A 26483-nucleotide genomic window follows, 5' to 3' on the forward strand; every position below is an offset into this window, starting at 1 on the left:
CAACGATGGATGAGGACGAATTCGAGGACTACGACCGCGAGGTCGAGCTGGCACTGTACCGGGAGTACCGCGACGTCGTCTCGCAGTTCTCGTACGTCGTCGAGACCGAGCGCCGGTTCTACCTGGCGAACGAGGTCGACCTGGTTCGCCGCGACACCGAGCACGACTTCTACTTCGAGCTCACCATGCGCGACGTGTGGGTCTGGGACGTCTACCGCTCCGACCGCTTCGTGAAGTCGGTGCGCGTGCTGACCTTCAAGGACGTCAACGTCGAGGAGCTCTCCCGCAAGGAGTTCGAGCTCCCCAAGGAGCTCGCGCTCGACGAGTAGGACGCTGTCGCGGCAGGCTCCGGACCCCTTGCTGGTCGCGTAGCCGCCTCCGACGGCGCATCGAGACCCGGTGCCAGGAGCCCCACCCCGCTCCGGAGCTCTCTCGGATGCGCGGCTCCGAGGGTCTCGTCTTCACGCGGCGCGCATTCCTCCTGCTGGTCGCGTAGCGGTCCCGGCGCCGTATCCAGACCCCGGACCGAGGTCCCTCCCCACGCACCTCCTCGGCCGTCTTCTCCCCGGATCCCCCTCTCGGCCGTCCAGCGCTCCTCCCTGGTCCTGCACGCTTCCGGCAGGAGGACGCATGGACAAGGACGAACTGGGGCGGCGCGGCGAGGAGATCGCGGCGGCGCACCTGAGAGACAACGGATTCGAGATCCTCGACCGCAACTGGCGGGTCCGCGAGGGCGAGCTCGACATCGTGGCCCGCGACGGGTCGGCACTGGTCGTGGTGGAGGTGAAGACGCGCTCATCGACGCGCTTCGGACTGCCGGTCGAGGCCATCACGCGGGCCAAGGCGCAGCGCCTGCGCCGACTCGCCTACGCCTGGGCCGACGAGCACCACGAGCGCTCCCGGCATCTGCGGATCGACGCGGTCGGCATCGTCGCTCCCGGGGGAGTCCCGTCGCAGATCCGGCACCTGCGGGCGGTGGCCTGATGGGCCTGGGAAGGACCACGGCGGTCGGTCTCGTCGGCTTCGCGGGAGCCGTGGTCGGGGTGGAGGCGCACTCGGCCGACGGCACCCCGGGAATGGTGATCATCGGCCTGCCCGACGCCGCGCTCGCGCAGGCGAAGGAGCGGGTGCGCTCGGCGGCGATCAACTCCGGCAGCACCATCGCCGAGTACAAGATCACCGTGAACCTCTCGCCGGCCGCGATGCCCAAGCACGGCTCCGCCTTCGATCTCGCCATCGGGCTGGCCGCGCTCGCGTCGCTCCGTGAGGTCGATGCGGAGTCGGTCGCCGCGGTCGTCCACATCGGGGAGCTCGGCCTGGACGGCCGGCTGCGCTCCGTCCCGGGCGTGCTGCCCGCGGTGCTCGCGGCCGCCCGCGAGGGCAGGCGCCGCGTGATGGTCCCCGTCGAGGACCGGCTCGAGGCGGAGCTGGTCGACGGCGTCGAGGTGATCGCGGTCTCCTCGCTGGCGGCGGCCGCCGTCTGGCACGGAGCCGAGTGGGAAGTGCCGGTGCTCCCCGAGGCCGCGCCGCCGTCTGAGACGGTGTCCGAGCCGGAGGCCCGTTTCGACCTCTCCGACGTGGTGGGGAACGAGGAGGCGGCCGAGGCGATGGTCGTCGCGGCGGCGGGCGGGCACCACGTGTTCCTGCTGGGGCCTCCCGGCGCCGGGAAGACGATGCTCGCCTCGCGCTTGCCGGGCATCCTCCCCGACCTCGACGACGATGCAGCGCTCGAGGCCACCTGCATGCGCTCGCTCGTCGGAGCGCCGACCGGTGGCGCGCTGGTGCGCAGGCCGCCGTTCGAGAGTCCGCACCACTCGGCCTCCTCCGCAGCGATCGTCGGCGGGGGCAGCGGCCGCATCCGTCCCGGCGCGGTCGCCCGCGCCACCAGGGGCGTGCTGTTCCTCGACGAGGCCCCCGAGTTCTCGTCCGTCGCCCTCGACGCCTTGCGCCAGCCGCTCGAATCCGGCGTGATCCGCATCCACCGCGCGAACGCCGTCGCCGAGTTCCCCGCGCGGGTGCAGCTCGTCCTCGCGGCGAACCCGTGCCCGTGCGGCCGCTTCGGCATCCCCGGAGAGACCTGCACCTGCGCTCCCTCGGTCCGCCGCCGCTACCTCGCGCGGCTCAGCGGACCGCTGCTCGACCGCGTCGACATCCGCCTGACGGTCCGCCGCATCAGCGCGGCTCAGCTGGCTGCACGTCGAGACACGTCCGGAATGTCGACGGCGCAGGCTCGCGCCCGTGTCGCCGCGGCGCGGTCCCTGGCAGCGGCTCGCCTCGCCTCAACTCCGTGGACGCTCAACTCGGAGGTCTCCGGCGCCTGGCTGCGCTCGGACGCGGTGCGCCCGACCAGTGCCGAGTCCCGCACGCTCGACCGGGCTCTGGAGCGAGGTCTGGTGACCATGCGCGGCTACGACCGGGTCCTGCGCCTGGCCTGGACGCTCGCGGACCTCGACGCAGCCGACCGGCCGTCAGCAGCCCACCTCGCGCGCGCGCTCGCCCTTCGAGGAGGTGCCGCGTGATCCGGCCCGACGCGCTCTTCGACGGAGCGGAGCTCGACGCTGTTCGCCGACTGCTGCCGAGCGGCGCAGCCGATCCGGACTCGGCGGCCGACGGCGAGCCTTCGGGTGAGTCCGGCTGCGCTCGGAGCGCACTCGTCGACGCTGCTGCCCGGTGCGGCTGGAACTCTCTGACCGAGCCCGGCGACTCCGTCGCCGCCCTCCTCATCGAGAGGGTCGGCGCGGCCGAGGCCTTCGCCCACGTCGTGTCCTCGTCGTCCGCGGAGGAGATCCTCGCGCCCCCGCATCGCGCTCCCTCCGACGAAGGAGGCGGGGCGCTCGCGCCCCTCGACTCCGAGGTCGCCGCGCTCCAGTCGGGGCTGGCGCGCTGGCGACCGCGCCTGGACCGCAGGCTCCTGTTCCGACGTCTCGAGATCGCCGAGCGACTCGGCGCCCGACTGCTCCTGCCCGGGGCTCCCGTGTGGCCCGAGTCGCTCGACGACCTCGGGCCGCACGCGCCACTCCTGCTCTGGCTGCGCGGTGATCCCGCCGCCTTCGATCCGCCGCACCGCCTCGCCCTCGTCGGCGCCCGCGCTGCGACCGGTTACGGCGAGCACGTGGCCGCCGAGCTCGCCGCGGGCGTCGCGGCGCGAGGCGTCTCCGTCGTCTCGGGCGGTGCCTTCGGGATCGACGCGGTCGCCCACCGCGCCGCCCTCGGCTCCGGAGGCCGGACGGTCGCCTTCCTCGCCGGGGGAGCGGACCGCCTCTACCCGACGGCTCACGCCGACCTCCTCCACCGCATCATCGCCACCCCCGGCTGCGCCGTCGCGACGGAGGTCCCGCCGGGCACCACGCCCACCCGCTGGCGATTCCTGCAGCGCAACCGCCTCATCGCCGCCTCCACCGTGGGCACCGTCGTCGTCGAGGCCGGCGCCCGCTCCGGATCCCTCAACACCGCCGGCCACGCGGCTGCCCTGGGCCGCCCCCTCGGTGCGGTCCCGGGCCCGGTCACCAGTGCCTCCTCCGCCGGCTGCCACCGGCTCCTCCGCGAGTACGCGGCGACCTGCGTCACCTCGCCGGCGGATGTGCTCGAACTGCTCGCCGTCGGCGACGCCGACGGATCGTGCCGAGCGCTGACCGCGGCTGAGGCGCGAGTCCTGGCCGTCGTCGAATCCGAAGGAGGCTGTGACGCCGCAACCGTCGCCCGGCTCTCCGGGGATTCGCTCGATTCGGCACTGTCGGCGCTGGGTGCGCTCCTCGCAGACGGACGCGTCCACCGTTCCGAGGACGGGGACTGGGAGCGGGCACCCGGGTGAGCGGCCCCGCCGCCGCGGCGCTGTCGGCGGTCCGCCCTACGCTGAAGGGGCATCGGCGAGGGGAGCGGCATGGACGCCACGGCAGCAGGACACGGCGGAGAGCGCCCGCAGCTCGGGCACTTCCGCGCCGCCGACAGGGTCATCGCGCATCTGAGCGACACGCACCTGCTGGCCGACGGCGCTCCGCTCTACGGGAAGGTCGACACGGTCGCCCGCCTCGCGCAGGCGGTCGGCCGGCTGGCCGAGCGCGGCGGACGCCTGGACGCGATCGTGGTGACCGGGGACGTCGCGGACCGCGGCGAGGAGGACGCCTACCGGCGCGTGCGCGAGCAGCTCGACCCCGTGGGCGAGCGGTTCGGCTGCCCGATCGTCTGGGTGATGGGCAACCACGACGAGCGCGGAGCCTTCCGGCGGGTGCTCCTCGAGCAGGACCCGGCGGGCGCGGGACCCGTGGACCAGGTCGTCGACCTCGGCGGGCTCCGGCTCATCGCGCTCGACAGCGCGGTGCCCGGCTTCCACCACGGCGACCTCACCGACGCCCAGCTGGCCTGGCTGAAGGACGAGCTCGCCGCACCGGCCCCGCTCGGGACGATCCTCGCCCTGCACCACCCTCCGCTGCCCACGCCGCTCGGCGCGATGACCGTGCTCGAGCTGCGGGGGATCGACCGCCTCGAGGAGGTGGTGCGCGGAACCGACGTCCGCGCGATCCTCGGCGGCCACCTGCACTACCCCACGGCTGCGACCTTCGCGGGCGTGCCCGTGCTCGTCGCCGGCGCCACCAGCTACACGATGGACCTCGGAGCGCCCGAGCGGGAGCTCGCCGGCGTCGACGGAGCGCAGAGCCTCTCGCTCGTCCACGTCCACCCGGAGACGGTGGCCGCCTCGTTCGTGCCGACGGCACCGGCCCCGATCGCGACGCGGTTCGGCACCGACCTGATCGAGCGGCTCGAGGGGCTCGACGAGCAGGGGCGCATCGACCTCTGGTCGCGGATGCCGGACGGATCATGACCGGCGAGACGCTCGCCGACTCGGTCGAGCACTTCCTCCGTTACGTCCTCGACGAGCGGTCCCTCTCGCCCGCCACCGCGAAGGGCTACCGCTCCGACCTGGCGCGCCTGATCGCCCACACGGAGGAGAAGGGGCGGCTCCTCACCGCCGAGCTCGACCTCGAGCTGCTGCGCGACTGGCTCTGGCGAGAGTCGGAGTCGGGGATCGCCCGCGCGACCCTCGCCCGGCGCACCGCGGCCGTCCGCTCCTTCTCCTCCTGGGCGCATCGGACCGAGCGGCTCCCCGTCGACGTCGCCGCACGCCTCAAGACGCCCAAGTCGGGACGGACACTGCCGCGGGTCCTCACGCTCCCGCAGGCGGAACAGGTGCTCGACACGGTCGCGGCGCGAGGCGCGACCGAGGACCCGGTGGCGCTGCGGGACCTCGCGATCGTCGAGCTGCTCTACGCCTCCGGCATCCGCGTCTCCGAGCTGGTCGCCGTCGACCTGGGCGACGTCGATCTCGGCAGGCTCACCGTGCTCGTCACCGGCAAGGGCGCCAAGCAGCGGGTCGTCCCGTTCGGCGTGCCCGCGAAGGAGGCGCTCGTCGACTACCTGGAGCGCGCCCGACCCTCTCTCGCCACCGGCGACGGGAGCGGGGCCCTGCTGCTGGGACGGCGGGGCGCGCGCCTCACCCCGCGCACGGTCTACGGCGTGGTGGCGAGGCTCCTCGACGTCGGGCAGGGCTCCGGACCGTCCGGTCCGCACACCCTCCGCCACACCGCGGCGACCCATCTGCTCGACGGCGGAGCCGACCTCCGCGCCGTCCAGGAGCTGCTCGGCCACGCGAGCCTGGGCACCACGCAGATCTACACCCACGTCTCGACCGAGCGGATCCGCGACGCCTACCGCCTCGCCCACCCCCGCGCCTGACCGGACGCGCGAGTCACCGGACGCACCCTTCCGCGCCACTCGCTCAACACCCTGCGCCACGTCGTCCATCGGCAGAAGCACCGCCCGGGGGATCCCGCCGAAGAACCGCATCGGCGAGACGTAGTCGCCACCCTCGCGGACGCCGAGGTGCACGCACCTCCCGTCGCAGTGGCCGCCCGCACCCACTGCTCCGACGGGCTGGCCCGCGGTGAGGACCTGCCCCGCCGTCACCGATCCGTCGACCGGCTCGACCGTCGAGACCAGACCGTCCGCGTGCACGATGCTCACCACGGACCGGTCGACCACCCTGCCCGAGAACGACACGGTGCCCGCCGCGACGGCGACCACGGGCTGCCCGGCCGCTGCCGCGAGGTCGATCCCGCGGTGCCCGGGGGCGTAGCGGTGGGCCGGCGCGCCCCACGGCTCCACGACGGAGAACCCCGGGACGGGTGAATTCCACCGCGGGTCGGACCGGCCGGGGGACGAGGTGCCGGAGGGCGAGGCGCCGAGAGGCGCCCCGACGAGCAGAGCGGCGAGGGCGAACACGCCCGGGCGCAGGAGTCGGGATCGGAGCATGCGGCCACCCTCCTGGAGCCGGTCCGGGACCGGTGGTCGGCCGAGCGGATCAGGGGAGGAGAGCGCGACGGGCCCGGCTGTGGAGGGAGGACATCGGCCGGGGGAGAGCGCAACCCGTCCCGGTGGTGCCGCGGCGAGGAGTAACGTGCCGGTGATCCGGCTCGGGAGCGGCACCCCGCCCCCACCGGCGGCGAGAATCGGAGACGACCATGACCAGCGGACGATCTGACACGACCAGCGGGAGAGCGGACATCCCGAACCCCTCGGCGGCGAAGCTGAAGAGGAAGGTGATCGGCCTCGCGATCGCGGCGGCGGTCGGCGGCTTCCTCTTCGGCTTCGACTCGTCGGTGGTGAACGGTGCCGTGGAGGCGGTGCAGGGCGAGTTCCAGCTCTCGGCCGCGCTGATCGGCTTCGCCGTCGCCTCCGCGCTGCTCGGCTGCGCACTCGGCGCGTACCTCGCGGGCCGCCTCGCCGACCGCTGGGGCCGCATCAAGGTCATGCTGCTCGGCGCCGGGCTCTTCTTCATCTCCTCGATCGGCGCCGGCGCGGCGTTCGCGGTCTGGGACCTCGTGCTCTGGCGCGTGGTCGGAGGCCTCGGCATCGGCATCGCCTCCGTGATCGCTCCGACCTACATCTCGGAGATCGCGCCCAAGGCCATCCGCGGAGCTCTCGCGTCGCTGCAGCAGCTGGCGATCACGCTCGGCATCTTCGCCGCCCTGCTCTCGGACACCCTCATCGCGAACGGCGCGGACGGCGCCTCCGAGCCCTTCTGGTTCGGCGTCGCCGCCTGGCGCTGGATGTTCATCGCCTGCGCCGTGCCGGCCGTGATCTACGGCCTCCTGGCCCTGACCCTGCCGGAGTCGCCCCGCTACCTCGCGACCCGCGGCCGCTCCGAGGACGCCCGCGCGGTGCTCGCGACGGTCACGCCGCGCGACGAGGTCGACGAGGCGCTCGCGGACATCCAGAAGAAGATCGACGAGGACTCCGAGAACGCGAAGCGCTCCAGCCTCCGTGGCCCCGCCCTCGGCCTGCTCCCGGTGGTCTGGGTCGGCATCCTGCTGTCGGTGTTCCAGCAGTTCGTGGGCATCAACGTGATCTTCTACTACTCCACCTCGCTCTGGAGCGCGGTCGGATTCGACGAGTCCAACTCCTTCGCGATCTCGGTCTTCACCTCGGTCGTGAACGTCGTCGTCACCTTCGTGGCGATCTTCCTGGTCGACAAGGTCGGCCGGAAGCCGCTGCTGCTGGTCGGATCGGCCGGCATGGCCGTCTCGCTCGCACTGATGGCCATCGCCTTCAGCCAGTCGACGATCAGCGGAGAGGACGTCTCGCTGCCCGGCGCCTGGGGGCCGATCGCCCTCGTCTCGGCGAACGCGTTCGTCGTCTTCTTCGGTGCGACCTGGGGCCCGCTGGTATGGGTCCTCCTCGGCGAGATCTTCCCGAACCGGATCCGAGCGGCCGCGCTCGGCCTGGCGGCCTCGGCCCAGTGGATCGCGAACTTCGCCATCACGGTGACCTTCCCGATCCTCTCGCAGGACGTGTCGCTCACCCTGGCCTACGGCCTCTACGCCGCCTTCGCGGCGATCTCGTTCGTCTTCGTCTTCATGTTCGTGCCCGAGACCAAGGGCCGCTCTCTGGAGGAGATGGACACCCTGCACATCCGCACCGTGATGAAGTCGGCGCGCAAGTAGCACCGGCCTCCCGCGCCCCGACGGCCGCCCTCCCGCAGCAGCGGGGGAGGCGGCCGTCCTGGTGCTAGACTCCACGGAGCACCTCGCTCGTCGGGGTGACTACGCGCGCCCATTCGGCCTCCGCTCCCCACGGTCCCTCTCCGCTCATGCGGCCGGGGCGGGAGTGCGCCGGGCGCCAGGGCGACGTGCCGACCGGCCGTCGCAGACAACCGAACGGGAGTTCGGCGCCGTCGTGCGCCCGGGCCCCGAGACAAGGAGAACGACTCATGGCAGTCGTCACCATGCGCCAGCTGCTCGACAGCGGCGTCCACTTCGGGCACCAGACCCGTCGCTGGAACCCGAAGATGAAGCGCTTCATCCTGACCGAGCGCTCGGGCAGCTACATCATCGACCTCCAGCAGTCGCTGGCCTACATCGACAAGACCTACGACTTCGTCAAGGAGACGGTCGCCCACGGCGGCACCATCCTCTTCGTCGGCACCAAGAAGCAGGCGCAGAACGCGATCTCGGAGCAGGCGACCCGCGTCGGCCAGCCCTACGTGAACCAGCGCTGGCTCGGCGGCCTCCTGACCAACTTCCAGACGGTCTCGAAGCGCCTCGCCCGCATGAAGGAGCTGGAGGAGCTCGACTTCGACGACACGTCGAAGAGCGGCTTCACCAAGAAGGAGCTCCTCATCAAGAAGCGCGAGCTCGACAAGCTGCACAAGTCGCTCGGCGGCATCCGCAACCTCTCGAAGACGCCGTCGGCCCTCTGGGTCGTCGACACCAAGAAGGAGCACCTCGCGATCGACGAGGCCAAGAAGCTGGGCATCCCGGTCATCGGCATCCTCGACACGAACTGCGACCCGGACGAGGTCCAGTACCCGATCCCGGGCAACGACGACGCGATCCGCTCGGTGAGCCTGCTCACCCGCATCGTCGCCGACGCCGCGGCCGAGGGCCTCATCCAGCGCCACCAGAAGCCCGAGGCCGAGGGCAACGTCTCCGCCGTCGAGCCGCTGGCCGAGTGGGAGCAGGAGCTGCTCTCCACCGGTGCGCCCGCCGCCGACGTGCAGGAGCCGAACGAGCAGGCCGGCGCGGAGACCGAGAAGGTCGCCGACGCCGAGACCGAGACCGCCGACGAGGCCGTCGTCGAGGCCGAGGCCCCCGCCGCGGAGGAGGCCCCCGAGGCCGACGCCGCCGAGACCTCGACCGACGAGACCGCGACCGACGAGACCGCCACCGCCTGACACCCCGTTCCGTGACGGGGGTCGGACGCCGCACCCGCGGTCGTCCGGCCCCCGCTCGGTCGGTGCACGTTCACCACGAGTAAGAACCGCCGTCACCTCGGCGTGCTGGGCTCCTCCCGTGAGCCCGCCGCCGCGAGTGACGGCGCCACAGGGTTTCCGAACCAAGAGGAGTTCCGAGAACATGGCAAATTTCAGCCTCGCTGACGTCAAGACGCTGCGCGAGCAGCTCGGTACCGGCATGGTCGACACGAAGAACGCGCTCGTCGAGGCCGACGGCGACCTGGACAAGGCGGTCGAGATCCTCCGCCTCAAGGGTGCCAAGGGCAACGCGAAGCGCGCCGACCGCTCCACGAGCGAGGGCCTCGTCGCCGCCGCCGAGAAGGACGGCGTCGCCACGATGATCGAGCTCGCGTGCGAGACCGACTTCGTCGCCAAGGGCACGAAGTTCATCGCCCTCGCCGACGCCGTGCTCGCCGCGGTCGTCGCCGCCGGCTCCACCACGGTCGAGGAGGCCCTCGCGGCCCCCGCCGACGGCAAAACCGTCGCCGACCTGATCAACGACGAGGCCGCGATCCTCGGCGAGAAGGTGGAGCTGCGCCGCGTGGCCTCCGTCTCGGGCGAGCACTTCGCGATCTACCTCCACAAGACGAACAAGGACCTGCCCCCGCAGGTCGGCGTGGTCGTCGGCTACGCGGGTGAGGACGCCGAGACCGCGCGCTCCGTCGCCCAGCACATCTCGTTCGCGAACCCGTCCTACCTCTCGCGCGAGGACGTGCCGCAGTCCGAGGTCGACAACGAGCGCCGCATCGTCGAGGAGATCTCGCGCGGCGAGGGCAAGCCCGAGGCCGCCCTGCCGAAGATCATCGAGGGACGCGTGAACGCGTACTTCAAGCAGGTCGCCCTGCTCGACCAGGACTACGCGAAGGACAACAAGCTGTCCGTCAGCAAGGTCCTGAGCGACGCGGGCCTGAGCGTGTCGGGCTTCGCCCGCTTCAAGGTCGGCGCCTAACAGCACTGCAGGAGGGAGTCCGGGTCGTTCAGTCGACCCGGGCTCCCTTCGCTCTGCCCGGGGCGGCCCCGGGCGTGGTCGCGGGGTCCGCTCCGCGCGGGATAGGTTTGTACGGGTCTACGGGAGGAAACGTCCATGACGGAGACGGATGCGATGACGACGGGCAAGCGCCGCAGGGTGCTTCTGAAGCTGTCGGGGGAGGCGTTCGGAGCCGGCACGCTCGGCGTGAACCCGGACGTGATCAGCGCCCTGGCGCGCGAGATCGCCGATGCCGCGACCGAGGTGGAGATCTCGGTGGTCGTCGGCGGCGGCAACTTCTTCCGCGGAGCCGAGCTCTCGCAGCGCGGCATGGACCGCGGCCGGGCCGACTACATGGGCATGCTGGGCACGGTGATGAACGCCCTCGCCCTCCAGGACTTCCTCGAGCAGGCGGGCGCCGAGACGCGCGTGCAGTCCGCGATCGCGATGACGCAGGTCGCGGAGCCCTACATCCCCCGCCGGGCGATCCGGCACATGGAGAAGGGCCGCGTCGTCATCTTCGGCGCCGGCGCCGGACTCCCGTACTTCTCGACCGACACGGTCGCCGCGCAGCGCGCGCTCGAGACGCACGCCGACGTGGTCCTCGTCGCCAAGAACGGTGTGGACGGCGTGTACGACGCCGACCCGCGGACGAACCCCGACGCGAAGAAGCTCGATTCGCTGACCTACCAGGAGGCGCTCCAGCGGGGCCTCAAGGTGGTCGACTCCACCGCGTTCAGCCTCTGCATGGACAACGGCATGCCGATGCAGGTCTTCGGCATGGAGCCCTCGGGCAACGTCGCGAAGGCCATCCGCGGCGCCGAGCTCGGCACGCTCGTCTCGAACTAGACTGACCACTTCCCTCTCTTAAGGAGCTCCCTGTGATCTCGGATGTACTGGCCGACGCGAAGACCAAGATGGGCAAGGCCGTCGAGGTCGCCAAGGAGGACTTCTCCACGGTCCGCACCGGACGCGCGAACCCCGGCATGTTCCAGAAGGTGCTGGTGAGCTACTACGGCACCCCGACGCCGCTGTCGCAGCTCGCCTCGATGCAGAACCAGGAGGCCCGCACGCTCGTCCTGACGCCCTACGACAAGGGCTCGCTGCGCGACATCGAGCAGGCCATCCGGGACATGCCGAACCTCGGCGCGAACCCGACCAACGACGGCACGATCATCCGCGTGACCCTGCCGGAGCTCACCGCCGAGCGCCGCAAGGAGTTCGTCAAGATCGTCCGCACCAAGGCCGAGGACGCCAAGATCGCGGTGCGCAACATCCGCCGCAAGGGCAAGGACGACCTCGACGCGCTGAAGGGCGACATCGGCGACGACGAGCTCGCCCGCGGCGAGAAGGAGCTCGAGGCGCTCACGAAGCAGCACGTCGACGCGATCGACGAGGCGCTCAAGCGCAAGGAATCCGAACTGCTCGAGGTGTAGCGGTGCCCGAGATCCCCGAAGGACCCGAGGGCGGCGAGAAGAGACCGTCTCCGCACGTCCCGGGTGCCCGGGGATCCCGGATGGTCACCCGCGACGCGCTGCGTGCGCGCGCCCAGCAGGGCCGGGCCGACGTCGAGCGCCAGCTCGAGGCGACCCGCGCCCAGCTCGAGGCGACGAACGACCGCCTGACCGCGCGCTCGGGCCGGAACCTCGTGTCGGCGACCGCGATCGGACTCCTCGGCGGCGGTGCGATGGTCGTCAGCCTCCTCCTGGTCAAGGAGCTCTTCATGGTGCTCGCGGGGGTGGTGGTGCTGCTCGCGGCGCTGGAGCTCTCGAACGCCCTGCGCCACGCCGGTCGCGACATCCCGCGCATCCCGACCGGGATCGTGGCGGTCGTCGCAGTGCCGGCCGCCTACTACGGCGGCCTCGGCGCCGCGTGGGCCACGGTCCTCGGCGGATCCGTCCTCGTCGGCCTCTGGCGGCTGGGGGAGCAGCTCTTCCGGCGCACCGCCTCCAGCCGGAGGGACCTCGCCCTCGACATCGGCCTCGGCGCGTTCGTCCAGGGCTACACGACCTTCCTCGGCGCCTTCGCGATCCGTCTCGTCGCCGAGCCCGGCGGCCAGCTCTGGGCGTTCGCGTTCCTGGTGCTCGTGATCGTCGTCGACACCGGCGCCTACGTGAGCGGACTCACCTGGGGCAAGCACCCGATGGCACCGCGTATCAGCCCGAAGAAGACCTGGGAGGGGTTCGCCGGTGCGGCCGTAGCGGGGATCGTCGTCGGCGTCCTGCTCGCCCTGCTGATGCTCGGCCAGCCCTGGTGGGTCGGTGCGGTGTTCGGGGCCGTGGTGCTGCTCACCGCGACGCTCGGCGACCTCGCCGAGTCGCTGATCAAGCGCGACATCGGCATCAAGGACATGAGCTCCTGGCTGCCCGGCCACGGGGGAGTCCTCGACCGGCTGGACTCGATCCTGCCGTCGGCCGCAGCGGCCTACGTGCTGTACTTCCTCTTCGCCCACTGAGCGCACGCCTCGCCGGGGCGTGCCGATTCCGCTCCCGGCGCGCGGCTTGGCATGATGTCGGGATGACCGCTCCCTTCCCCCGAGCCCGCGAGTCCCGTCCCGGCTACGACACGGCCGAGGTCGACTCCTTCCTCGCGTCGGCGCGCGAGGCCTACTCGCAGCTCTCCGGGGGACCGGCGGACCTCCGCGCCGCCGACCTGCGCCACACCGCGTTCACCCTGCGCAAGGGCGGCTACTCCGCGCCCCACGTCGATGCGGCGCTCGAGCGCCTCGAGGACGCCTTCGCCCTGCGGGAGCGCCAGTACGCGATCGCGGCCCGGGGCGAGGAGGCGTGGCTCGCGGACGCGCGGTCGACCGCCCAGGAGATCGTGAACCGGCTGGCCCGCGCTCCGCGCGAGCGGTTCACCCGGGCCGGCGCTCTCACGACGGGCTACAACATCCGCCAGGTCGACGCCTTCGCCGACAGGATCTCCGGCTACTTCCGCGACGGATCGGTGCTGACCGTGGACGACGTGCGGACCGTCTCCTTCGCCCCGCAGCGCGGCGGGTACGCCGAGGCCCAGGTCGACCTGCTGCTCGACACGGTCGTCGACGTGATGCTGGCGGTCCGCTGACCGGAGCCGGATCTGCTGGCCGATCAGGTCATCGTCCGTTATGCTTTCGTAATCGTGGCTCAGCATCCTCAGACCTCCGTCGCCCACACGCCCGCGAACCGCACCAGCGGTCGCCCGGCGGTCCCGCACCAGACCCCGGTGCGGCGCTCCTGGGCTCGGATCCCGGTGACGGTGCTGGCCTTCACGGCCTCGATCGCGTTCGCCATGGTGAACGTCGTCGATCCGTCCAGCGGCGCGGTCGCCTCCCCCTACTACCAGGCCCCGGCGCGCTTCAACGGCGACTCCGCGCAGCGGCTCGTCGTCGCGGACGCCGTCGAGCGGACCGTCCAGCGCGACTCGTTCGGCGCCGAGGCGAAGCCGACGCCCACTCCGACCCCGACGCCCACTCCGACCGAGACTCAGACCGCTTCCGCGACCGCCGACGAGGAGGAGTCGGGCTCCGCCGAGGCGGAGACCGCCGCTCCCGTCCAGCGCGCCGCCGCTCCGGATCCCGGATCCGCGAAGGCCATCGCGTACGACATGATCGTGCAGCGCGGCTGGGCCGACAGCGAGTACGACTGCCTCGTCCTCCTCTGGAACCGCGAGTCCGGCTGGAACGTCTACGCCGAGAACAAGTCCAGCGGTGCCTACGGCATCCCGCAGGCACTCCCCGGCAGCAAGATGGCGACGGCCGGCTCCGACTGGGCGACCAACGCGAGCACCCAGATCACCTGGGGCCTCGGCTACATCTCCGGCCGCTACGGCTCGCCCTGCGGCGCCTGGGCCCACTCCGAGTCGGTCGGCTGGTACTGATCGTTCTCCTCCGCTCGGCACAGCGTCCGGCGGGCTGAGGCTCTCGCTACCCTGGTGCCGTGGATTACGCGCTGCTCGGGGTCGTCGGGATCATCACGGTCGTCACCGTCGCGCGGTTCTCGAGCCGCCTCGGGATCGCCGCACCGCTGCTCCTGGTCGTCATCGGGATCGGCGCGTCCTATCTCCCCGGGGTCCCGGACATCGAGGTCGAGCCTGAACTGATCCTCGCGGGCGTGCTGCCGCCGCTGCTGTACTCGGCCGCGATCCAGGTGCCCCTCACCGACTTCCGGCGGAACCTGCGCTCGATCTTCGGGCTCTCGGTCCTCCTGGTCGTCGTGACCGCCCTCGTGGTCGGCGGCTTCCTCTACCTCGTGTTCCCCGATCTGAGCCTGCCCGCGGCGATCGCTCTGGGCGCCGTCGTGAGCCCGACCGACGCGGTGGCCGCGACCTCGATCGGCAAGAAGCTCGGACTCCCGCCCCGCCTGGTGACGGTGCTCGAGGGCGAGAGCCTCGTGAACGACGCGTCGGCGCTGGTGCTGCTGCGCGCCGCGACGGCTGCGGCGGCCGTGGTCGGCGCCTCCGTCACGACCGACGCGATCGACGTGGGCGAGGTGGGGGTCCTCTTCGTCTACTCCGTCCTGATGGCGATCGTCCTCGGACTGGTGATGGGCGTGCTCACCGTCTTCGTGCGCTCGAAGCTGCGGGACCCGGTGCTCGACACCGCCGTGTCCTTCGCCGTGCCGTTCCTGGCCTACATCCCGGCCGAGGAGCTGGGCGCGTCCGGGGTGCTCGCCGTCGTGGTCACCGGGATCTACACGGGGCACAACAGCGCGCGCTTCCTCTCGCCGCAGTCGCGGATCAGCGAGCGGGTGAACTGGCGGACGGCGCAGTTCCTGCTCGAGAACGGCGTCTTCCTGCTCATGGGCGCCGAGATCAAGGCGATCGTCTCCGGGGTCGTGGACCCGGGCGAGTTCGGAGTGGGCACCGCGGTGCTGCTGGGTCTGGCCACCGTGGTCATCCTGATCGTGCTGCGGGCCCTCTTCGTGTGGCCGCTGCTCCTGTGGCTGCGCAGCTCCGGTCGGCGGGCGGAGCGGATCAACCGGCGGCTGGCGGTGGGCCTGATGCGACTGCGCAACAGCGCCACCAGCGACGAGCGCTTCCGGCGGCGGCAGGTGAGAGCGGAGCGGCTCTACCTCCGGCGCGAGACCGATCTGGCCGCGACCACGAGCGAGGCGTTCGGCTGGCGCGGAGGAGTCGTCCTGTCCTGGTCCGGGATGCGCGGCGTGGTCACGCTCGCCGCGGCCCAGTCGCTGCCGGACGAGACTCCCTACCGCTCCCAGCTGATCCTGATCGCCTTCACCGTCGCCGTCGTGACGCTGCTCCTGCAGGGTGCGACGCTCCCGGCGCTGATCCGGCTCACCGGCATCCAGGGCACCGACGGAGAGGCCGACCGCCGCGAGCTCGCGACGCTGCTCGACGAGGTCGCGGCCACGGGCATCCAGGCCCTCCCCGAGGCGGTGGCGGAGCTGCCCGACGGCGAGGCGGGCGAGCGCGTCCTCGAGCGCGTGCGCCGCGACACTCTGACCCGCTCGCAGGTGGCGTGGGAACAGGTCGGCCGCGCGGAGGATGCGCCCCTCGGCCCGCACGCGCAGTACCTGCGGCTGCGCCGAGCGGTCCTGCTCGCCGAGCGGGAGGCGCTGCTGGACGCCCGGGGGCGCGGGGTCTACTCCTCGCGGACGCTGCGGCGGGCGCAGCTGATGCTCGACGCCGAGGAGACCCGGCTCGAGATGGACGACAGCTCCCACTGACGGGAGGGGCCCAGCGGCGGCCTCCTAGACTGGGGAGATGCCGCGCAGCAACAGACCCCGGGGCGGCCGCCGTGACGACGACGACGAGCAGCGCGACCTCTCGCAGATGCTCGCAGGCTTCCGGCGCACAGAGTCGCACGCCGGCCGGGAGTGGAACGTTCAGCCCGTCTCGGCAGTGCGGGCCGTAAAGAACTACCTCTGCCCGGGCTGCGGGCTCACCATCGACATCGGCCAGCCGCACCTGGTCACCTGGCGGGCCGACGGCGCCCTCGGCGACGCGGCCGACCTGGCCGGCCGCCGCCACTGGCACACGCACTGCTGGAGAATCCGAGGAGCACGATGACCCACGAGATCCGCGGAGGCGTCGTCCTCCCCGCCCGTCGCGAGGACATCGAGCTGCACACAGCCGACGGGCTGACCCTTGTCGGGGAGCTCGCGCTGCCCCTGGAGCGCGAGCCGGTCGCGACCCTGGTCACCCTGCATCCGCTGCCCACACACGGCGGCTTCATGGACTCGCACATCCTGCGGAAGGCCGCCGCCCGCCTGCCCGCGCTCGCCGATCTGGCGGTCCTCCGCTTCAACACCCGCGGCACTGCGTCGCCGCGCGGCACGAGCGAGGGCGCGTTCGGACACGGCACCGAGGAGCGCGCCGACGTCGCCGCAGCCCTGGCGCTCGTCGCGGAGCGCGGACTGCCGCACCCCTGGCTGGTCGGCTGGTCCTTCGGCACCGAGCTCGCGCTGAAGTGGGGGAGGGAGCACCCCGTCGAGGGAGCGATCCTGCTCTCGCCGCCGCTGCACCGCACGAGCGCGGAGGAGGTCGCCGCCTGGGGCGAGGACGGCCGACCGCTCGTGGCGCTCGTCCCGGAGTTCGACGACTACCTGCGGCCGGAGGCGGCCGCCGAGCGCTTCGCGAGCGTGCCGCAGCTGGACCTCGTCGCTGTGGAGGGCGGGAAGCATCTCTGGGTCGGCGAGGCGCAGACCCGGCGCGTCCTCGACGAGATCGTGCGCGTGGTCGCGCCCGCCTCGTCCCCGCTGCCGACGGAGTGGGCGGGCGAGCTCGGCTGAGCCGACCCGCCCAGCGACCGCCTAGCGGCCGGACGAGCCGCCGTCGGAGCCGCTGCCGTCAGGGCCGCTGCCGTCGGAGCCGTCGCCGTCGCTGTCGTCCGCGAGTCCGTCGATGTGGCCGATGAGCCCGCGCAGTCCCGACACGTAGCCGGCGATCGCGTCGCGCTCGGTGCGGATCTCGTCGAGGCGCCGCTCGGCGGTGTCCATCAGCTCGCGGCTGCGGCGCTCCGCGTCCGCGACGAGCTTCTGCGCCTGGTCGCGCGCGTCGTCGAGGAGGGCGTCGGAGTCGTCCTGGGCCTTCCGGCGCAGTCGCGTCGTGTCGTCGAGGGCGTCGCTGCGGAGGGCGTCCGCCTCGAGGCGCTTGTCGTTCGCGCGTCGGATGGCGTCGGCGAGCTGCAGGTTCGACTCGTCGAGGTAGCGCTGGGTCTGCGCGACGGCCTCCTGGTGGCGGAGCAGGTCGTCGCGGTCGGCCTCCTCGCGGCGCGCGGCGAGCTCGACCACCAGGTCGATCCGGGCCTGCTCGACCTCGCGCGAGAGCGCAGCGGCCTCGTCGGCGGACGCGGCGCGCAGGCCCGCCAGCTCGGCGTCGAGCACGGCGACGGCCTCGGCGCGCTCCTGGGTGAGCCGGGTGCGCTGGTCGGCGATCTCGCGGGCGCCCTCGGCGCGGGCGGCGGCGACCTCGGCGTCGAGCGCGGCGCGGGTCGAGAGCACCTCGGCCTCGACCGCCGCGCGAGCCTGGGCGACCTCGGCCTCGACGGCCGCCCGGAGCCGGTCGACCTCGGAGGCGACCTCGGCCCGCAGGAGCTCGTTGGCCTGGGCGAGGCGGGCGGCCTCGGCGCGGGCGACCTCGATCTCGCGGGCGGCGACGGCGCGCATCTCCGCAGCCTCGCGCTCGGCCTCGGAGCGGATCGCGGCGGCCTCGCGCTTCGCGGTGGCGCGGGTCTCGGCGGCCTCGGTCGCCACGGTGCCGCGGATCGCGGCGGCCTCGCGGACGGCGTCCTGGGTCATCACGTCGCGGTCGTCGGCGGCCTTGCCGAGCGTCGCCGCGGCCTGCGCCTCGGACTCGTCGCGGGTCCGGTCCGCACGGCGGCGCGCCTCGGTCACCAGGCGCTCGGCCTCGTCGCGCGCCTCCTGGAGGATGCGGTCGCCGTCGTCGCGGGTGGAGCGGCGGAGGGCGGAGGCGTCGTTCTCGGCCTGGGCGATGATCCGCTCGGACTGCTCCTCGGCCACGCGCAGGGTGTGCTCGAGCTTGGCGCCCAGGCCGGCGTAGGTGGGAGTGCCGACCTGCTGCAGCTCCTTCTCGAGGCCCTCGATCCGGGAGGACAGGCGCTTCACCTCGCGGCCGCTCTCGGCCGCCTGGGTGTTCGAGTGGATGAGCTCGCGGCGCAGGCCCTGGACGGCCTTGTCGACCTCGTCCCGGTCGTAGCCACGGAACACCTGGGTGAATTCGGCCTCGTCGTTCGCCACGTCGTCTCCTTCAGAGCAGGACCGCGGTGGGGCTCGCGGCACTGGGAAAGTGTATTCAGCAGGGAGGCCGCGGCCGGGGCGACACCCGCACCGCGCGCCGCCCGGGCCGCACTCTCGGCTTCTCCCGGGCATCGGAGCGAGGGCATCGGCTATCGTGGACTGTCTTTGTCTGTTGCCGTCGCGCCCCGGTCCGGCTGCGTACCCCGAGCCGGCCCCGGCCGTCACCCCGATCCGGCAACGCAGGAGGAGTTCTTTCGTGCGGTTCGTCTTCGCCATCATCGCCACCGTCATCGCTGCCGCGATGATCGTGCTCGGCATCGGTCAGCGGACGGTCTGGGCTCCTCCGGAGTCCCTCACCGCCGAGACCGCGCTCGACTCCTCCGCTCCCTACGCGGTGATCGACGGCAGCACCCTGGGCGCCAACCCGGGACGCCAGACGATCACGGTCGAGGGCAGCGGCGACCTCGTCGTCGCCTACGCCCGGACCTCCGACGTGCTGGGCTGGGTGGGCGGCTCGAGCTACGACGCCATCGGCTACGAGCGCGCCGACGACACCCTCACCTCCGCGGAGGAGACGGGGGAGCGCGTCCAGCTCTCCTCCGACGTCGAGACCGCCGACGCGGCGGTCGTCGATCCTCGCGGCTCCGACCTCTGGCTCGAGGAGTTCGAGGGGAGCGGCAGCGTGACCCTGGCGCTCGACGTGCCGGAGGACGTCTCCATCCTCATCGCGAGCGACGGCACCGCGCCGGCAGCCGACTCCGTGCGCGTCAGCTGGCCCGTGGACACCGCGACGCCCCTCGCCGGCCCGCTGCTGCTCGGAGGAGCCGTGTTCCTCCTCCTCGGCCTCGTCCTCTACATCTGGGCCTTCGTCCACCTGCGCCGCCAGCACGGCCCGCGCCGGAAGGGACCGCAGGGTCGGATCCCCCGCGGTGCCCGCCGCCCCCGGCCGCGTGCCGGGATCCAGGCCTCCACGGCGTCGCCGGCGCCCTCGCGCCGCCGGGCCGCCCTGGTGCTGCCAGTCGTCCTCGGGACGACGGTCCTCCTCTCCGGCTGCAGCTCCGACTACTGGCCGGATCTCGCCGCGGGCGCGAGCGAGGCGCCGACCGCGTCCGCCACGGCGACCGCGGGGGCAGAGCCGGTCTCGGCCGAGCCGACCCCCGTGGTCACCACGCAGCAGGCGGAGGCCGTCGTCGCCGAGGTCGCCGATGTCGCGTCGCGCGCCGACGCCGCCCGGGACGCCGGGATCCTCGCCGAGCGCTTCCAGGGCGAGGCGCTCACCGAGCGCACCACCAACTACGACGTCGTCGCCAAGGGCGGGACGATCGACCCGCCGCAGACGATCCCGGCCTCCCCGGTGAGCCTGGTGCTCCCGCAGGACACGGAGTCGTGGCCGCGCCTGGTGACCGCCGTCGTGCAGAACTCGACGGACTCCACCCAGGCCCCGATCGCGCTGGTGATGAGCCAGGCGAGCCCGCGCGTCGACTACAAGGTCGACTACGCCATCTCGCTCGAGGCCAACGCGCGCATCCCCGACGTCGCGCCCGTCACCGTCGGCACGTCGATCGTGGCGCCCGACTCGCGCCTGATGAAGCTCGCCCCGCAGACCGTCGGCTCCGCGTACGCGGACGTGCTCGCCAACGGCGACTCGAGCCAGTACGCCGAGCTCTTCGCGGCCGACGGCGACACCCTCCGGGGGCAGGTCGGCGTCGACAAGAAGAACGCCGACCGCGAGGCACTGCCGGACACCGCCTCGATCGAGTTCTCGAACGCCGCCGGCACGTCGCCGACGATCGCGCTCGCGACGAACGACTCGGGGGCCCTCGTCGCGGCGAGCATCGCCGAGACGTCGACCGTCCGCCCCACTGCCGAGGGCTCGACCGTCTCGACCTCCGGCGCCTCGCAGACCCTGCTGGGCACGGACAAGTCGACGACCGGCATCGAGACCACCTACGGATACCAACTGCTGTTCTACGTACCGCCCGTCGGATCGGAGGAGAAGATCGTGATGCTCGGATGGAGCCAGGGACTCGTCTCGGTGGTGCAGCTGCCGTGAGCACCGTCCCGCCCCTGCCCGGAAACCTCCGCGGCGCCGTCGACCTCTCGTCGCTGGTGAACCGCCGCACCCCGCCCGCCGCCTCCGCCGGCGCCCCGGCCGCGCCCGCCGCTCCCGGAGGCGCGCCCGGCGCGAATCCGCTGCTGCTGACCGCCGGCGACGCCGAGTTCGACCAGGTGGTCCAGCTCTCGTCGCGCGTGCCGGTGATCGTCGACCTGCGCGGCTCCTGGTCGGACCAGAGCCAGAGCATGACCGCGCTGCTCGAGAAGGTCGTCGTCTCGTACGCCGGCGCGTTCGTGCTCGTCGGGGTCGACGTGGAGTCGAGCCCGCAGCTGGCGCAGGCGTTCCAGGTGCAGTCCGTGCCGACGGTCGCCGCGATCATCGGCGGCCGCCCGGTGCCCCTGTTCAGCGGCCTCATCGCCGAGGAGCAGCTGCGCGACCTGCTCGAGCAGGTCCTCCAGCTCGCCGCTCAGAACGGTGTGACGGGCACGGTGCCGGTGGAGGGAGCCGCTCCCGCCGAGGGCGCGGAGCCCGAGCCGGAGCCGCTGCCGCCGCACCACCAGGAGGCCTACGACGCGATCGACCGGGGCGACTACGCCGCGGCGATCACCGAGTACGAGACCGCCATCGCGCAGAACCCGCGCGACGACCTCGCGGTCGCCGGTCTCGCTCAGGTGCGGCTGCTGGCCCGCCTCCAGGGCCGCACGCTCGACGACATCCGCTCGACCGCCGCGGCCGAGCCGTCGAACCTCGACGCGCAGCTCGCCGTCGCCGACCTGGACGTCTCGGGCGGCCACGTCGAGGACGCCTTCGACCGACTGCTCTCGATGTTCCCGCGCCTCGACGCCGAGGGGAAGGCCGCCGTCCGCGCTCGTCTCCTGGAGCTCTTCGAGATCGTCGGCCAGACCGACCCGCGCGTCAACAAGGCTCGGGCCCGGCTCACCGGCCTGCTCTACTGACGCCGGCCGGAACGCCGAGAGGCCGCCCGCTCGCGACGATCGTCGCGGCGGGCGGCCTCTTCCGTGCGGGGACCGATCAGTCGGCGGGTCGCAGGTAGAGCACGGCCAGCGGGGGCAGGACCAGCTCGGCGGAAGCCGGGCGGCCGGCCCACGGCTCCTCGCGAGCCTCGACCGCTCCGAAGTTCCCGACTCCGCTGCCGCCGTAGATCTCGGCGTCCGTGTTGACGAGCTCCTCCCAGCGGCCGGCCGTGGGCAGGCTCACGCGGTAGCCGTGCACGGGCGAACCCGAGAAGTTGGCGATGACGGCGATCGGGCGACCCTCGCTGTCCTTGCGCAGGAACGAGACGACGTTGGCCGCCGCCGCGCCGCCGTCGATCCACTCGAAGCCCGACTGCTCGTGGTCGAGCTCCCAGAGCGACGGCGAGTCGCGGTACACGCGGTTCAGCTGACCGACGAGGCTCCAGAGACCGCGGTGGCTCGGCTGATCGAGGATCCACCAGTCCAGACCCCGCTCCTCGCTCCACTCGGAGTACTGGCCGAACTCCTGGCCCATGAAGAGCAGCTGCTTGCCGGGATGGGCCCACATGAAGGCGAGGTAGGCGCGCACGTTCGCGAGCTGCTGCCAGTGGTCGCCCGGCATCTTCTGGATCAGCGAGCCCTTGCCGTGCACGACCTCGTCGTGGCTGATCGGCAGGACGAACTTCTCGCTGAAGGCGTAGACGAACGAGAAGGTGATCTCGCCCAGGTGGTACTGGCGCCACAGCGGATCGTTCGCCATGTAGTCGAGCGAGTCGTGCATCCAGCCCATGTTCCACTTGAGCCCGAAGCCGAGGCCGCCGGAGCTGGTGGGCTGGGTGACGCCGGGCCAGCTCGTCGACTCCTCGGCGATCATCATGATGCCGGGGTGCAGCTTGTAGGCCGTGGCGTTGACCTCCTGGAGGAAGCTGATCGCCTCGAGGTGCTCGCGTCCGCCGTACTGGTTCGGCAGCCACTCGCCCTCCTTGCGGGAGTAGTCGAGGTAGAGCATCGAGGCGACGGCGTCCACGCGCAGGGCGTCGACGTGGAACTCCTCGAGCCAGAACAGGGCGTTAGCGACGAGGAAGTTGCGCACCTGGGTGTGCCCGAAGTCGAAGACGTAGGTGCCCCAGTCCATCTGCTCGCCGCGGCGCCAGTCCGGGTGCTCGTAGAGCGGCTCGCCGTCGAAGCGGGCGAGGGCGAAGTCGTCCTTGGGGAAGTGCCCCGGCACCCAGTCGACGATGACGCCGATGCCGGCCTGGTGCAGACGGTCGATCAGGTACTTGAGGTCGTCGGCCGTGCCGAAGCGGCTCGAGGCGGCGTAGTAGCCGGTGACCTGGTAGCCCCAGGAGCCGCCGAACGGGTGCTCGGCGAGCGGCATGAACTCCACGTGCGTGAAGCCGAGCTCGGTGACGTACTCGATCAGCGGGTCCGCGAGGTCGCGGTAGCCCAGTCCCGGACGCCAGGAGCCGAGGTGCATCTCGTAGACGCTGAGCGGCTGCGTGTGCGGATCGACCGAGGCTCGCTTCTCCATCCAGCCGGAGTCGCCCCACTGGTGGTGCGAGACGGGGACCTTGGACGCCGTCGCGGGCGGCACCTCCGTGGCGCGGGCCATCGGGTCGGCCTTGCGGACCCAGTGGCCGTCACGCGAGAGCAGGTCGAACTTGTAGGAGGCTCCGGGCTCGACGCCCGGGACGAAGATCTCCCAGACCCCGGTCGTCCCGAGGTTGCGGAGGGAGTGGCCCTCGCCGTTCCAGTCGTTGAAGTCGCCGACGACCCGAGCGGCCTGGGCGTGCGGGGCCCAGACGGCGAAGCTCGTGCCCCAGACCCCCTCGTGCTCGCGGTGACGGGCGCCGAGCGCCTCCCAGAGGCGCTCGTGGCGGCCCTCGCCGATGAGGTAGAGGTCGAAATCACCGACCGTCTTCGAGAAGCGGTAGGGGTCCTCCGCGGTCCACTCGCCGCCGCCGCCGTAGCGGGCCTCGACGGTGTACGCCTGCGGACCGAGGACGTGGAAGCCCTGCCAGATCCCGTCGCTGAGGTGGCTGAGCTCGACGCGGGCGCCGGTGGCGAGCACCACGGCGACCTTCTCGGCGAGCGGGCGGCGCACGCGGACGACCGTCACCGGGTCGGAGACGCCGGGGGCCGCGACGAGGTGCTGGCCCAGGACGTCGTGGGGGAGCGCGTTGCTGCCGGTGGCGAGCTGCTGCAGCACCCACTCGGGGATGTCGGGCAGCGCGATCGCAGCGGTGCCGTCGACAGGGCCCGAAGCGGATGCGGGGTCCGCGGTCGTCTCGGCGGGGCCGGCGGTCGTCTCAAAGGGAGCGGCGCTGTCCGCTGCGACGGAATCGGCGGCGTCCGTGTCGTCGGGCAGGTCGCCCTCGGCCCCGCTGCCGACCGGAGCGGACTCCGCGTCGTCGGCGTCGGGCTCGACGGTCACGGCGTCGTCGGCCGCGACCGGCTGAGGCGCCTCCGGGACCGTCTCGACCGCGTAGCTGCGCGCGTTCTCGCCGTCCGCTCCGGGGTGCTGTCGAGCGTCGGGCGCCGCGTCGGCGACGTGCGCGCCGTGGCCGGAGGTGGTCGCCGAGCTGGTGCCCGTCGTGGGGACCGTCTCGGCGTGCGCGCCGAGGCCCGCCTCCTCGGCCGGGCTCGTGCCCTCGGGGGTGGTTCCGCTCATCGCTCGTCCGCCTTCACGCTCAGGATGTGCACGGGCTCGACGAACGAGTCGAGCCGCACGTAGTCGTCGCTGCCCCAGGTCCAGACGGCGCCGGTGATCAGGTCCTCGACCTCGAAGGTCGCGCTCCAGTCGAGCCCGATCGCGGGCAGGTCGAGGTGGACCGTGGTCTCGCGGGCCGAGTGCGGGTCGGTGTTGACGACGACGATGATCGTGTCGTCGGTCCCGGTGCCCGTGAACGCGGCCTGCAGGTGCTTGGAGTAGACGAGGATCGCGTCGTCGTCGCTGCCGTGCACGTGCAGGTTCCGCAGCTGCCCGAGTGCGGGGTGCGAGCGCCGGATCTCGTTGAGGCGCGTGATGTACGGCGCCAGCGAGCGGCCCGACTCCTCGGGGCCGGCCCAGTCGCGCGTCTTGTACTCGTACTTCTCGTTGTCGATGTTCTCCTCGGCGCCGGGGCGAGCGACGTTCTCGACCAGTTCGTAGCCGGCGTAGACCCCCCACAGCGGCGACGCGGTCGCGGCGAGGGCCGCCCGCACCTTGTACGCCGAGCGGCCGCCGTACTGGAGGTACTCGGTGAGGATGTCCGGAGTGTTCACGAAGAGGTTCGGCCGCATGTAGTCGGCCGTCTCGTGGGAGATGCTCGTGAAGAACTCGCCGAGCTCCTCCTTGGTGTTGCGCCAGGTGAAGTACGAGTACGACTGCTGGAAGCCGACCTTGCCGAGCGCGCGCATGATCGCGGGGCGGGTGAACGCCTCCGCGAGGAAGACGACCTCGGGGTGCTCGGCGTTGACCTCGTGGATGATCCACTCCCAGAAGTCGAGCGGCTTCGTGTGGGGGTTGTCGACGCGGAAGATCCGCACGCCCAGGTCGATCCAGTGCCGCAGGACCCGCAGCGACTCCTGACGGATGCCCTCGGGGTCGTTGTCGAAGTTGATCGGGTAGATGTCCTGGTACTTCTTCGGCGGGTTCTCGGCGTAGGCGATCGAGCCGTCGGGGAGCGTCGTGAACCACTCGGGGTGGCTGGTGACCCAGGGATGGTCGGGCGAGGCCTGCAGGGCGAAGTCGAGGGCGAGCTCGAGGCCCGCGGCCTCGACCGCGGCGTGGAAGGCGCGGAAGTCGTCCTCGGTGCCGAGGTCCGGGTGGATCGCGTCGTGGCCGCCCTCGGCCGAGCCGATCGCCCACGGCGAGCCGGGATCGTTCTCGCCGGCGTCGAGCGTGTTGTTCGGGCCCTTGCGGAAGGAGCGGCCGATGGGGTGGATCGGCGGCAGGTAGAGCACGTCGAAGCCCATCGCCGCCACGGCGGGGAGGCGGTCGATCGCGGTGCGGAAGGATCCGCTGGTCACGGTCCCGTCCTCGTGGCGCACGGCGCCCTCGGAGCGGGGGAAGAACTCGTACCAGGCGCCGACGCCGGCGCGGGTGCGCTCGACGTGGACGGTGCGCGGCTCCGAGACGCTGGTGAGGCTCATCACCGGGCGGGCGTCGAGCGCGCCGTGGACGGCGGGATCGGTCGCCGCGGCGAGGCGCTCCTCGGCGCTCAGCGTGGTGTCGCCGACGCGGGCGGCGGTGTCGGAGAGCAGGCTGCGCTCGCCCTCGGGCCGCGAGGAGTCGTCGGCGCCGCTGCGCAGCAGGCCCTCGCCGATGGCGAAGGTGACGTCGATGTCCAGGCCGGCCGGGATCTTGACCTCGGCCGTGTGGAGCCAGGTCGCCCAGTCGTCGGCGTAGGCGCGGATGCGGTAGCTCCAGTCGCCCTCCTCGTCGAGGGCCACGAGGCGCCCGTAGCGGTCGGTGCCGGTCGCGAGGAGCGACATGCGGTGCTCCGACTCGGCCCCGGACGGCGAGCGCAGCAGGAGGTCGACGCCGATGAGGTCGTGCCCCTCGCGGAAGGCCGTGGCAGCGAAGGGGACGACCTCGCCGACGAACGCCTTCGCGGGCCAGCGGTCGTCCTCGAGCCGGGGCTGCGGGTCGATGATCGGCAGGCGCTCGGCCCGGACGCGGTAGCCGCTCCCGGTCGTCGCGGTCGCCGGCGACGCGTGGGGTGCGTCCGCGGTCACCGGGTCGGCCGGAGCACTGTCGGCCGCGGGGGGAGCAGGAGTCGCCTCGGGGGCGGCGGCGGGCGCCGGAGCGGCCGTCTCGGGAGGCGCCGACGCCTCCTGGGGTGCGCGTCCGCGACCCGCTCGCCGTGCGTCCTTGCCGTTCTGAGCCTTGCCGAAAGGTATCTGAGCCACGTCATGACAGTAGCGACCGGCGGCGGCTCGCACACGACGGTTGCGCCCGCGCTCGGGCCTGTGCAAACGGATCCGGGGAGCGCGTGCCGGAGCGTCGGGGCGGGTC

General features: G+C 72.5%; 22 protein-coding genes and 1 pseudogene. 19 read left to right on the top strand and 4 right to left on the bottom strand.

The window, feature by feature from the left end; all coding sequences use genetic code 11:
* Positions 1-5 precede the first annotated feature (5 nt).
* The 6 genes from C5C82_RS07990 to C5C82_RS08015 all read left to right on the top strand — a co-directional run bounded on the left by C5C82_RS07990 (position 6) and on the right by C5C82_RS08015 (position 5730).
* Positions 6-329 carry a DUF2469 domain-containing protein gene (locus tag C5C82_RS07990; protein WP_055792576.1) on the top strand — a complete coding sequence of 108 codons (324 nt, stop codon included), beginning with the start codon at positions 6-8 and terminating at the stop codon, positions 327-329.
* A gap of 301 nt (positions 330-630) precedes the next feature.
* Positions 631-984: a YraN family protein gene (locus C5C82_RS07995; RefSeq protein ID WP_104223901.1), complete on the top strand. Its 354-nt coding sequence runs from the start codon at positions 631-633 to the stop codon at positions 982-984.
* On the top strand, positions 984-2519 hold the full coding sequence (locus C5C82_RS08000; RefSeq protein ID WP_104295444.1) for a YifB family Mg chelatase-like AAA ATPase: 1536 nt from the start codon (positions 984-986) through the stop codon (positions 2517-2519). The genes C5C82_RS07995 and C5C82_RS08000 overlap by 1 nt, the downstream gene beginning before the upstream one ends.
* On the top strand, positions 2516-3811 hold the full coding sequence (dprA, locus tag C5C82_RS08005) for a DNA-processing protein DprA (RefSeq protein WP_258062879.1): 1296 nt from the start codon (positions 2516-2518) through the stop codon (positions 3809-3811). The genes C5C82_RS08000 and dprA overlap by 4 nt, the downstream gene beginning before the upstream one ends.
* Before the next feature lie 69 nt (positions 3812-3880).
* The gene (locus C5C82_RS08010) at positions 3881-4819 is read left to right on the top strand and encodes a phosphodiesterase (RefSeq protein WP_104223899.1); all 939 of its coding nucleotides are present in this window, start codon (positions 3881-3883) and stop codon (positions 4817-4819) included.
* A complete protein-coding gene (locus tag C5C82_RS08015; protein ID WP_104295445.1) occupies positions 4816-5730 on the top strand; it encodes a tyrosine recombinase XerC in 915 nt (304 codons plus the stop codon). The genes C5C82_RS08010 and C5C82_RS08015 overlap by 4 nt, the downstream gene beginning before the upstream one ends.
* Positions 5731-5853: 123 nt before the next feature.
* Here the strand turns inward: C5C82_RS08015 and C5C82_RS18245 are convergent.
* Positions 5854-6306: pseudogene (locus C5C82_RS18245) on the bottom strand (murein hydrolase activator EnvC family protein); the annotation flags it as partial.
* Positions 6307-6515: 209 nt separating this feature from the next.
* Here C5C82_RS18245 and C5C82_RS08025 point away from each other — a divergent pair.
* The 11 genes from C5C82_RS08025 to C5C82_RS08075 all read left to right on the top strand — a co-directional run bounded on the left by C5C82_RS08025 (position 6516) and on the right by C5C82_RS08075 (position 16987).
* Entirely contained in the window at positions 6516-7997 is a 1482-nt protein-coding gene (locus C5C82_RS08025; protein ID WP_104223897.1) for a sugar porter family MFS transporter, read from the top strand.
* A 266-nt stretch (positions 7998-8263) separates the two neighbouring features.
* The gene (gene rpsB / locus C5C82_RS08030; RefSeq protein ID WP_104295446.1) at positions 8264-9226 is read left to right on the top strand and encodes a 30S ribosomal protein S2; all 963 of its coding nucleotides are present in this window, start codon (positions 8264-8266) and stop codon (positions 9224-9226) included.
* Between the two features lie 181 nt (positions 9227-9407).
* Entirely contained in the window at positions 9408-10235 is an 828-nt protein-coding gene (gene tsf, locus C5C82_RS08035; RefSeq protein WP_104295447.1) for a translation elongation factor Ts, read from the top strand.
* Positions 10236-10388: 153 nt separating this feature from the next.
* Positions 10389-11102: a UMP kinase gene (gene pyrH, locus C5C82_RS08040; protein WP_374953771.1), complete on the top strand. Its 714-nt coding sequence runs from the start codon at positions 10389-10391 to the stop codon at positions 11100-11102.
* Positions 11103-11134: 32 nt separating this feature from the next.
* Positions 11135-11689, top strand: coding sequence for a ribosome recycling factor (gene frr, locus C5C82_RS08045; protein ID WP_104232499.1), 555 nt, complete (start codon positions 11135-11137; stop codon positions 11687-11689).
* 80 nt (positions 11690-11769) lie between these two features.
* Positions 11770-12708, top strand: coding sequence for a phosphatidate cytidylyltransferase (locus C5C82_RS08050; protein ID WP_104232500.1), 939 nt, complete (start codon positions 11770-11772; stop codon positions 12706-12708).
* Between the two features lie 62 nt (positions 12709-12770).
* A complete protein-coding gene (locus tag C5C82_RS08055; RefSeq protein WP_104226865.1) occupies positions 12771-13322 on the top strand; it encodes a DivIVA domain-containing protein in 552 nt (183 codons plus the stop codon).
* 54 nt (positions 13323-13376) lie between these two features.
* Positions 13377-14114 (top strand): lytic transglycosylase domain-containing protein, encoded by a 738-nt coding sequence (locus C5C82_RS08060; protein ID WP_258061290.1) that lies wholly within the window; start codon positions 13377-13379, stop codon positions 14112-14114.
* 59 nt (positions 14115-14173) lie between these two features.
* On the top strand, positions 14174-15922 hold the full coding sequence (locus C5C82_RS08065; RefSeq protein ID WP_104226863.1) for a sodium:proton antiporter: 1749 nt from the start codon (positions 14174-14176) through the stop codon (positions 15920-15922).
* Between the two features lie 37 nt (positions 15923-15959).
* Positions 15960-16265 carry a hypothetical protein gene (locus C5C82_RS08070; protein ID WP_181072792.1) on the top strand — a complete coding sequence of 102 codons (306 nt, stop codon included), beginning with the start codon at positions 15960-15962 and terminating at the stop codon, positions 16263-16265.
* The gene (locus tag C5C82_RS08075; RefSeq protein WP_104226862.1) at positions 16262-16987 is read left to right on the top strand and encodes an alpha/beta hydrolase; all 726 of its coding nucleotides are present in this window, start codon (positions 16262-16264) and stop codon (positions 16985-16987) included. Before C5C82_RS08070 ends, C5C82_RS08075 begins: the two co-directional genes overlap by 4 nt.
* Positions 16988-17008: 21 nt before the next feature.
* On the opposite strand, the gene C5C82_RS08080 is transcribed toward C5C82_RS08075, so the two are convergent.
* On the bottom strand, positions 17009-18454 hold the full coding sequence (locus tag C5C82_RS08080) for a DivIVA domain-containing protein (protein WP_104295449.1): 1446 nt from the start codon (positions 18452-18454) through the stop codon (positions 17009-17011).
* A 256-nt stretch (positions 18455-18710) separates the two neighbouring features.
* Between C5C82_RS08080 and C5C82_RS08085 the strand changes: the two genes are divergently transcribed.
* Complete coding sequence (locus C5C82_RS08085) at positions 18711-20507, top strand: hypothetical protein (protein WP_104295450.1); 1797 nt, start codon at positions 18711-18713, stop codon at positions 20505-20507.
* Positions 20504-21466 carry a tetratricopeptide repeat protein gene (locus tag C5C82_RS08090; RefSeq protein ID WP_104292183.1) on the top strand — a complete coding sequence of 321 codons (963 nt, stop codon included), beginning with the start codon at positions 20504-20506 and terminating at the stop codon, positions 21464-21466. The genes C5C82_RS08085 and C5C82_RS08090 overlap by 4 nt, the downstream gene beginning before the upstream one ends.
* Positions 21467-21542: 76 nt before the next feature.
* Here the strand turns inward: C5C82_RS08090 and glgB are convergent, their stop codons facing one another.
* Both glgB and C5C82_RS08100 read right to left on the bottom strand, forming a co-directional pair.
* Positions 21543-24155, bottom strand: a complete 2613-nt coding sequence (gene glgB / locus C5C82_RS08095; RefSeq protein ID WP_104295451.1) for a 1,4-alpha-glucan branching protein GlgB — start codon at positions 24153-24155, stop codon at positions 21543-21545.
* Positions 24152-26122, bottom strand: a complete 1971-nt coding sequence (locus C5C82_RS08100) for an alpha-1,4-glucan--maltose-1-phosphate maltosyltransferase (RefSeq protein WP_308471252.1) — start codon at positions 26120-26122, stop codon at positions 24152-24154. The genes glgB and C5C82_RS08100 overlap by 4 nt, the downstream gene beginning before the upstream one ends.
* Between the last annotated feature and the right edge of the window lie 361 nt (positions 26123-26483).

Origin of the sequence: Rathayibacter sp. AY1D5, from assembly GCF_002932515.1 — a bacterium.
In the GTDB taxonomy this organism is placed as follows: Bacteria; Actinomycetota; Actinomycetes; order Actinomycetales; family Microbacteriaceae; genus Rathayibacter.

Excerpts from the sequence above, each read along its gene's own strand:
- C5C82_RS07990 (WP_055792576.1), top strand. The coding sequence starts at position 6 with ATGGATGAGGACGAATTCGAGGACTACGACCGCGAGGTCGAGCTGGCA.
- C5C82_RS07995 (WP_104223901.1), top strand. The coding sequence starts at position 631 with ATGGACAAGGACGAACTGGGGCGGCGCGGCGAGGAGATCGCGGCGGCG.
- C5C82_RS08000 (WP_104295444.1), top strand. The coding sequence starts at position 984 with ATGGGCCTGGGAAGGACCACGGCGGTCGGTCTCGTCGGCTTCGCGGGA.
- C5C82_RS08010 (WP_104223899.1), top strand. The coding sequence starts at position 3,881 with ATGGACGCCACGGCAGCAGGACACGGCGGAGAGCGCCCGCAGCTCGGG.
- C5C82_RS08015 (WP_104295445.1), top strand. The coding sequence starts at position 4,816 with ATGACCGGCGAGACGCTCGCCGACTCGGTCGAGCACTTCCTCCGTTAC.
- C5C82_RS08025 (WP_104223897.1), top strand. The coding sequence starts at position 6,516 with ATGACCAGCGGACGATCTGACACGACCAGCGGGAGAGCGGACATCCCG.
- rpsB (WP_104295446.1), top strand. The coding sequence starts at position 8,264 with ATGGCAGTCGTCACCATGCGCCAGCTGCTCGACAGCGGCGTCCACTTC.
- tsf (WP_104295447.1), top strand. The coding sequence starts at position 9,408 with ATGGCAAATTTCAGCCTCGCTGACGTCAAGACGCTGCGCGAGCAGCTC.
- pyrH (WP_374953771.1), top strand. The coding sequence starts at position 10,389 with ATGACGACGGGCAAGCGCCGCAGGGTGCTTCTGAAGCTGTCGGGGGAG.
- C5C82_RS08050 (WP_104232500.1), top strand. The coding sequence starts at position 11,770 with ATGGTCACCCGCGACGCGCTGCGTGCGCGCGCCCAGCAGGGCCGGGCC.
- C5C82_RS08055 (WP_104226865.1), top strand. The coding sequence starts at position 12,771 with ATGACCGCTCCCTTCCCCCGAGCCCGCGAGTCCCGTCCCGGCTACGAC.
- C5C82_RS08070 (WP_181072792.1), top strand. The coding sequence starts at position 15,960 with ATGCCGCGCAGCAACAGACCCCGGGGCGGCCGCCGTGACGACGACGAC.
- C5C82_RS08075 (WP_104226862.1), top strand. The coding sequence starts at position 16,262 with ATGACCCACGAGATCCGCGGAGGCGTCGTCCTCCCCGCCCGTCGCGAG.
- glgB (WP_104295451.1), bottom strand. The coding sequence starts at position 24,155 with ATGAGCGGAACCACCCCCGAGGGCACGAGCCCGGCCGAGGAGGCGGGC.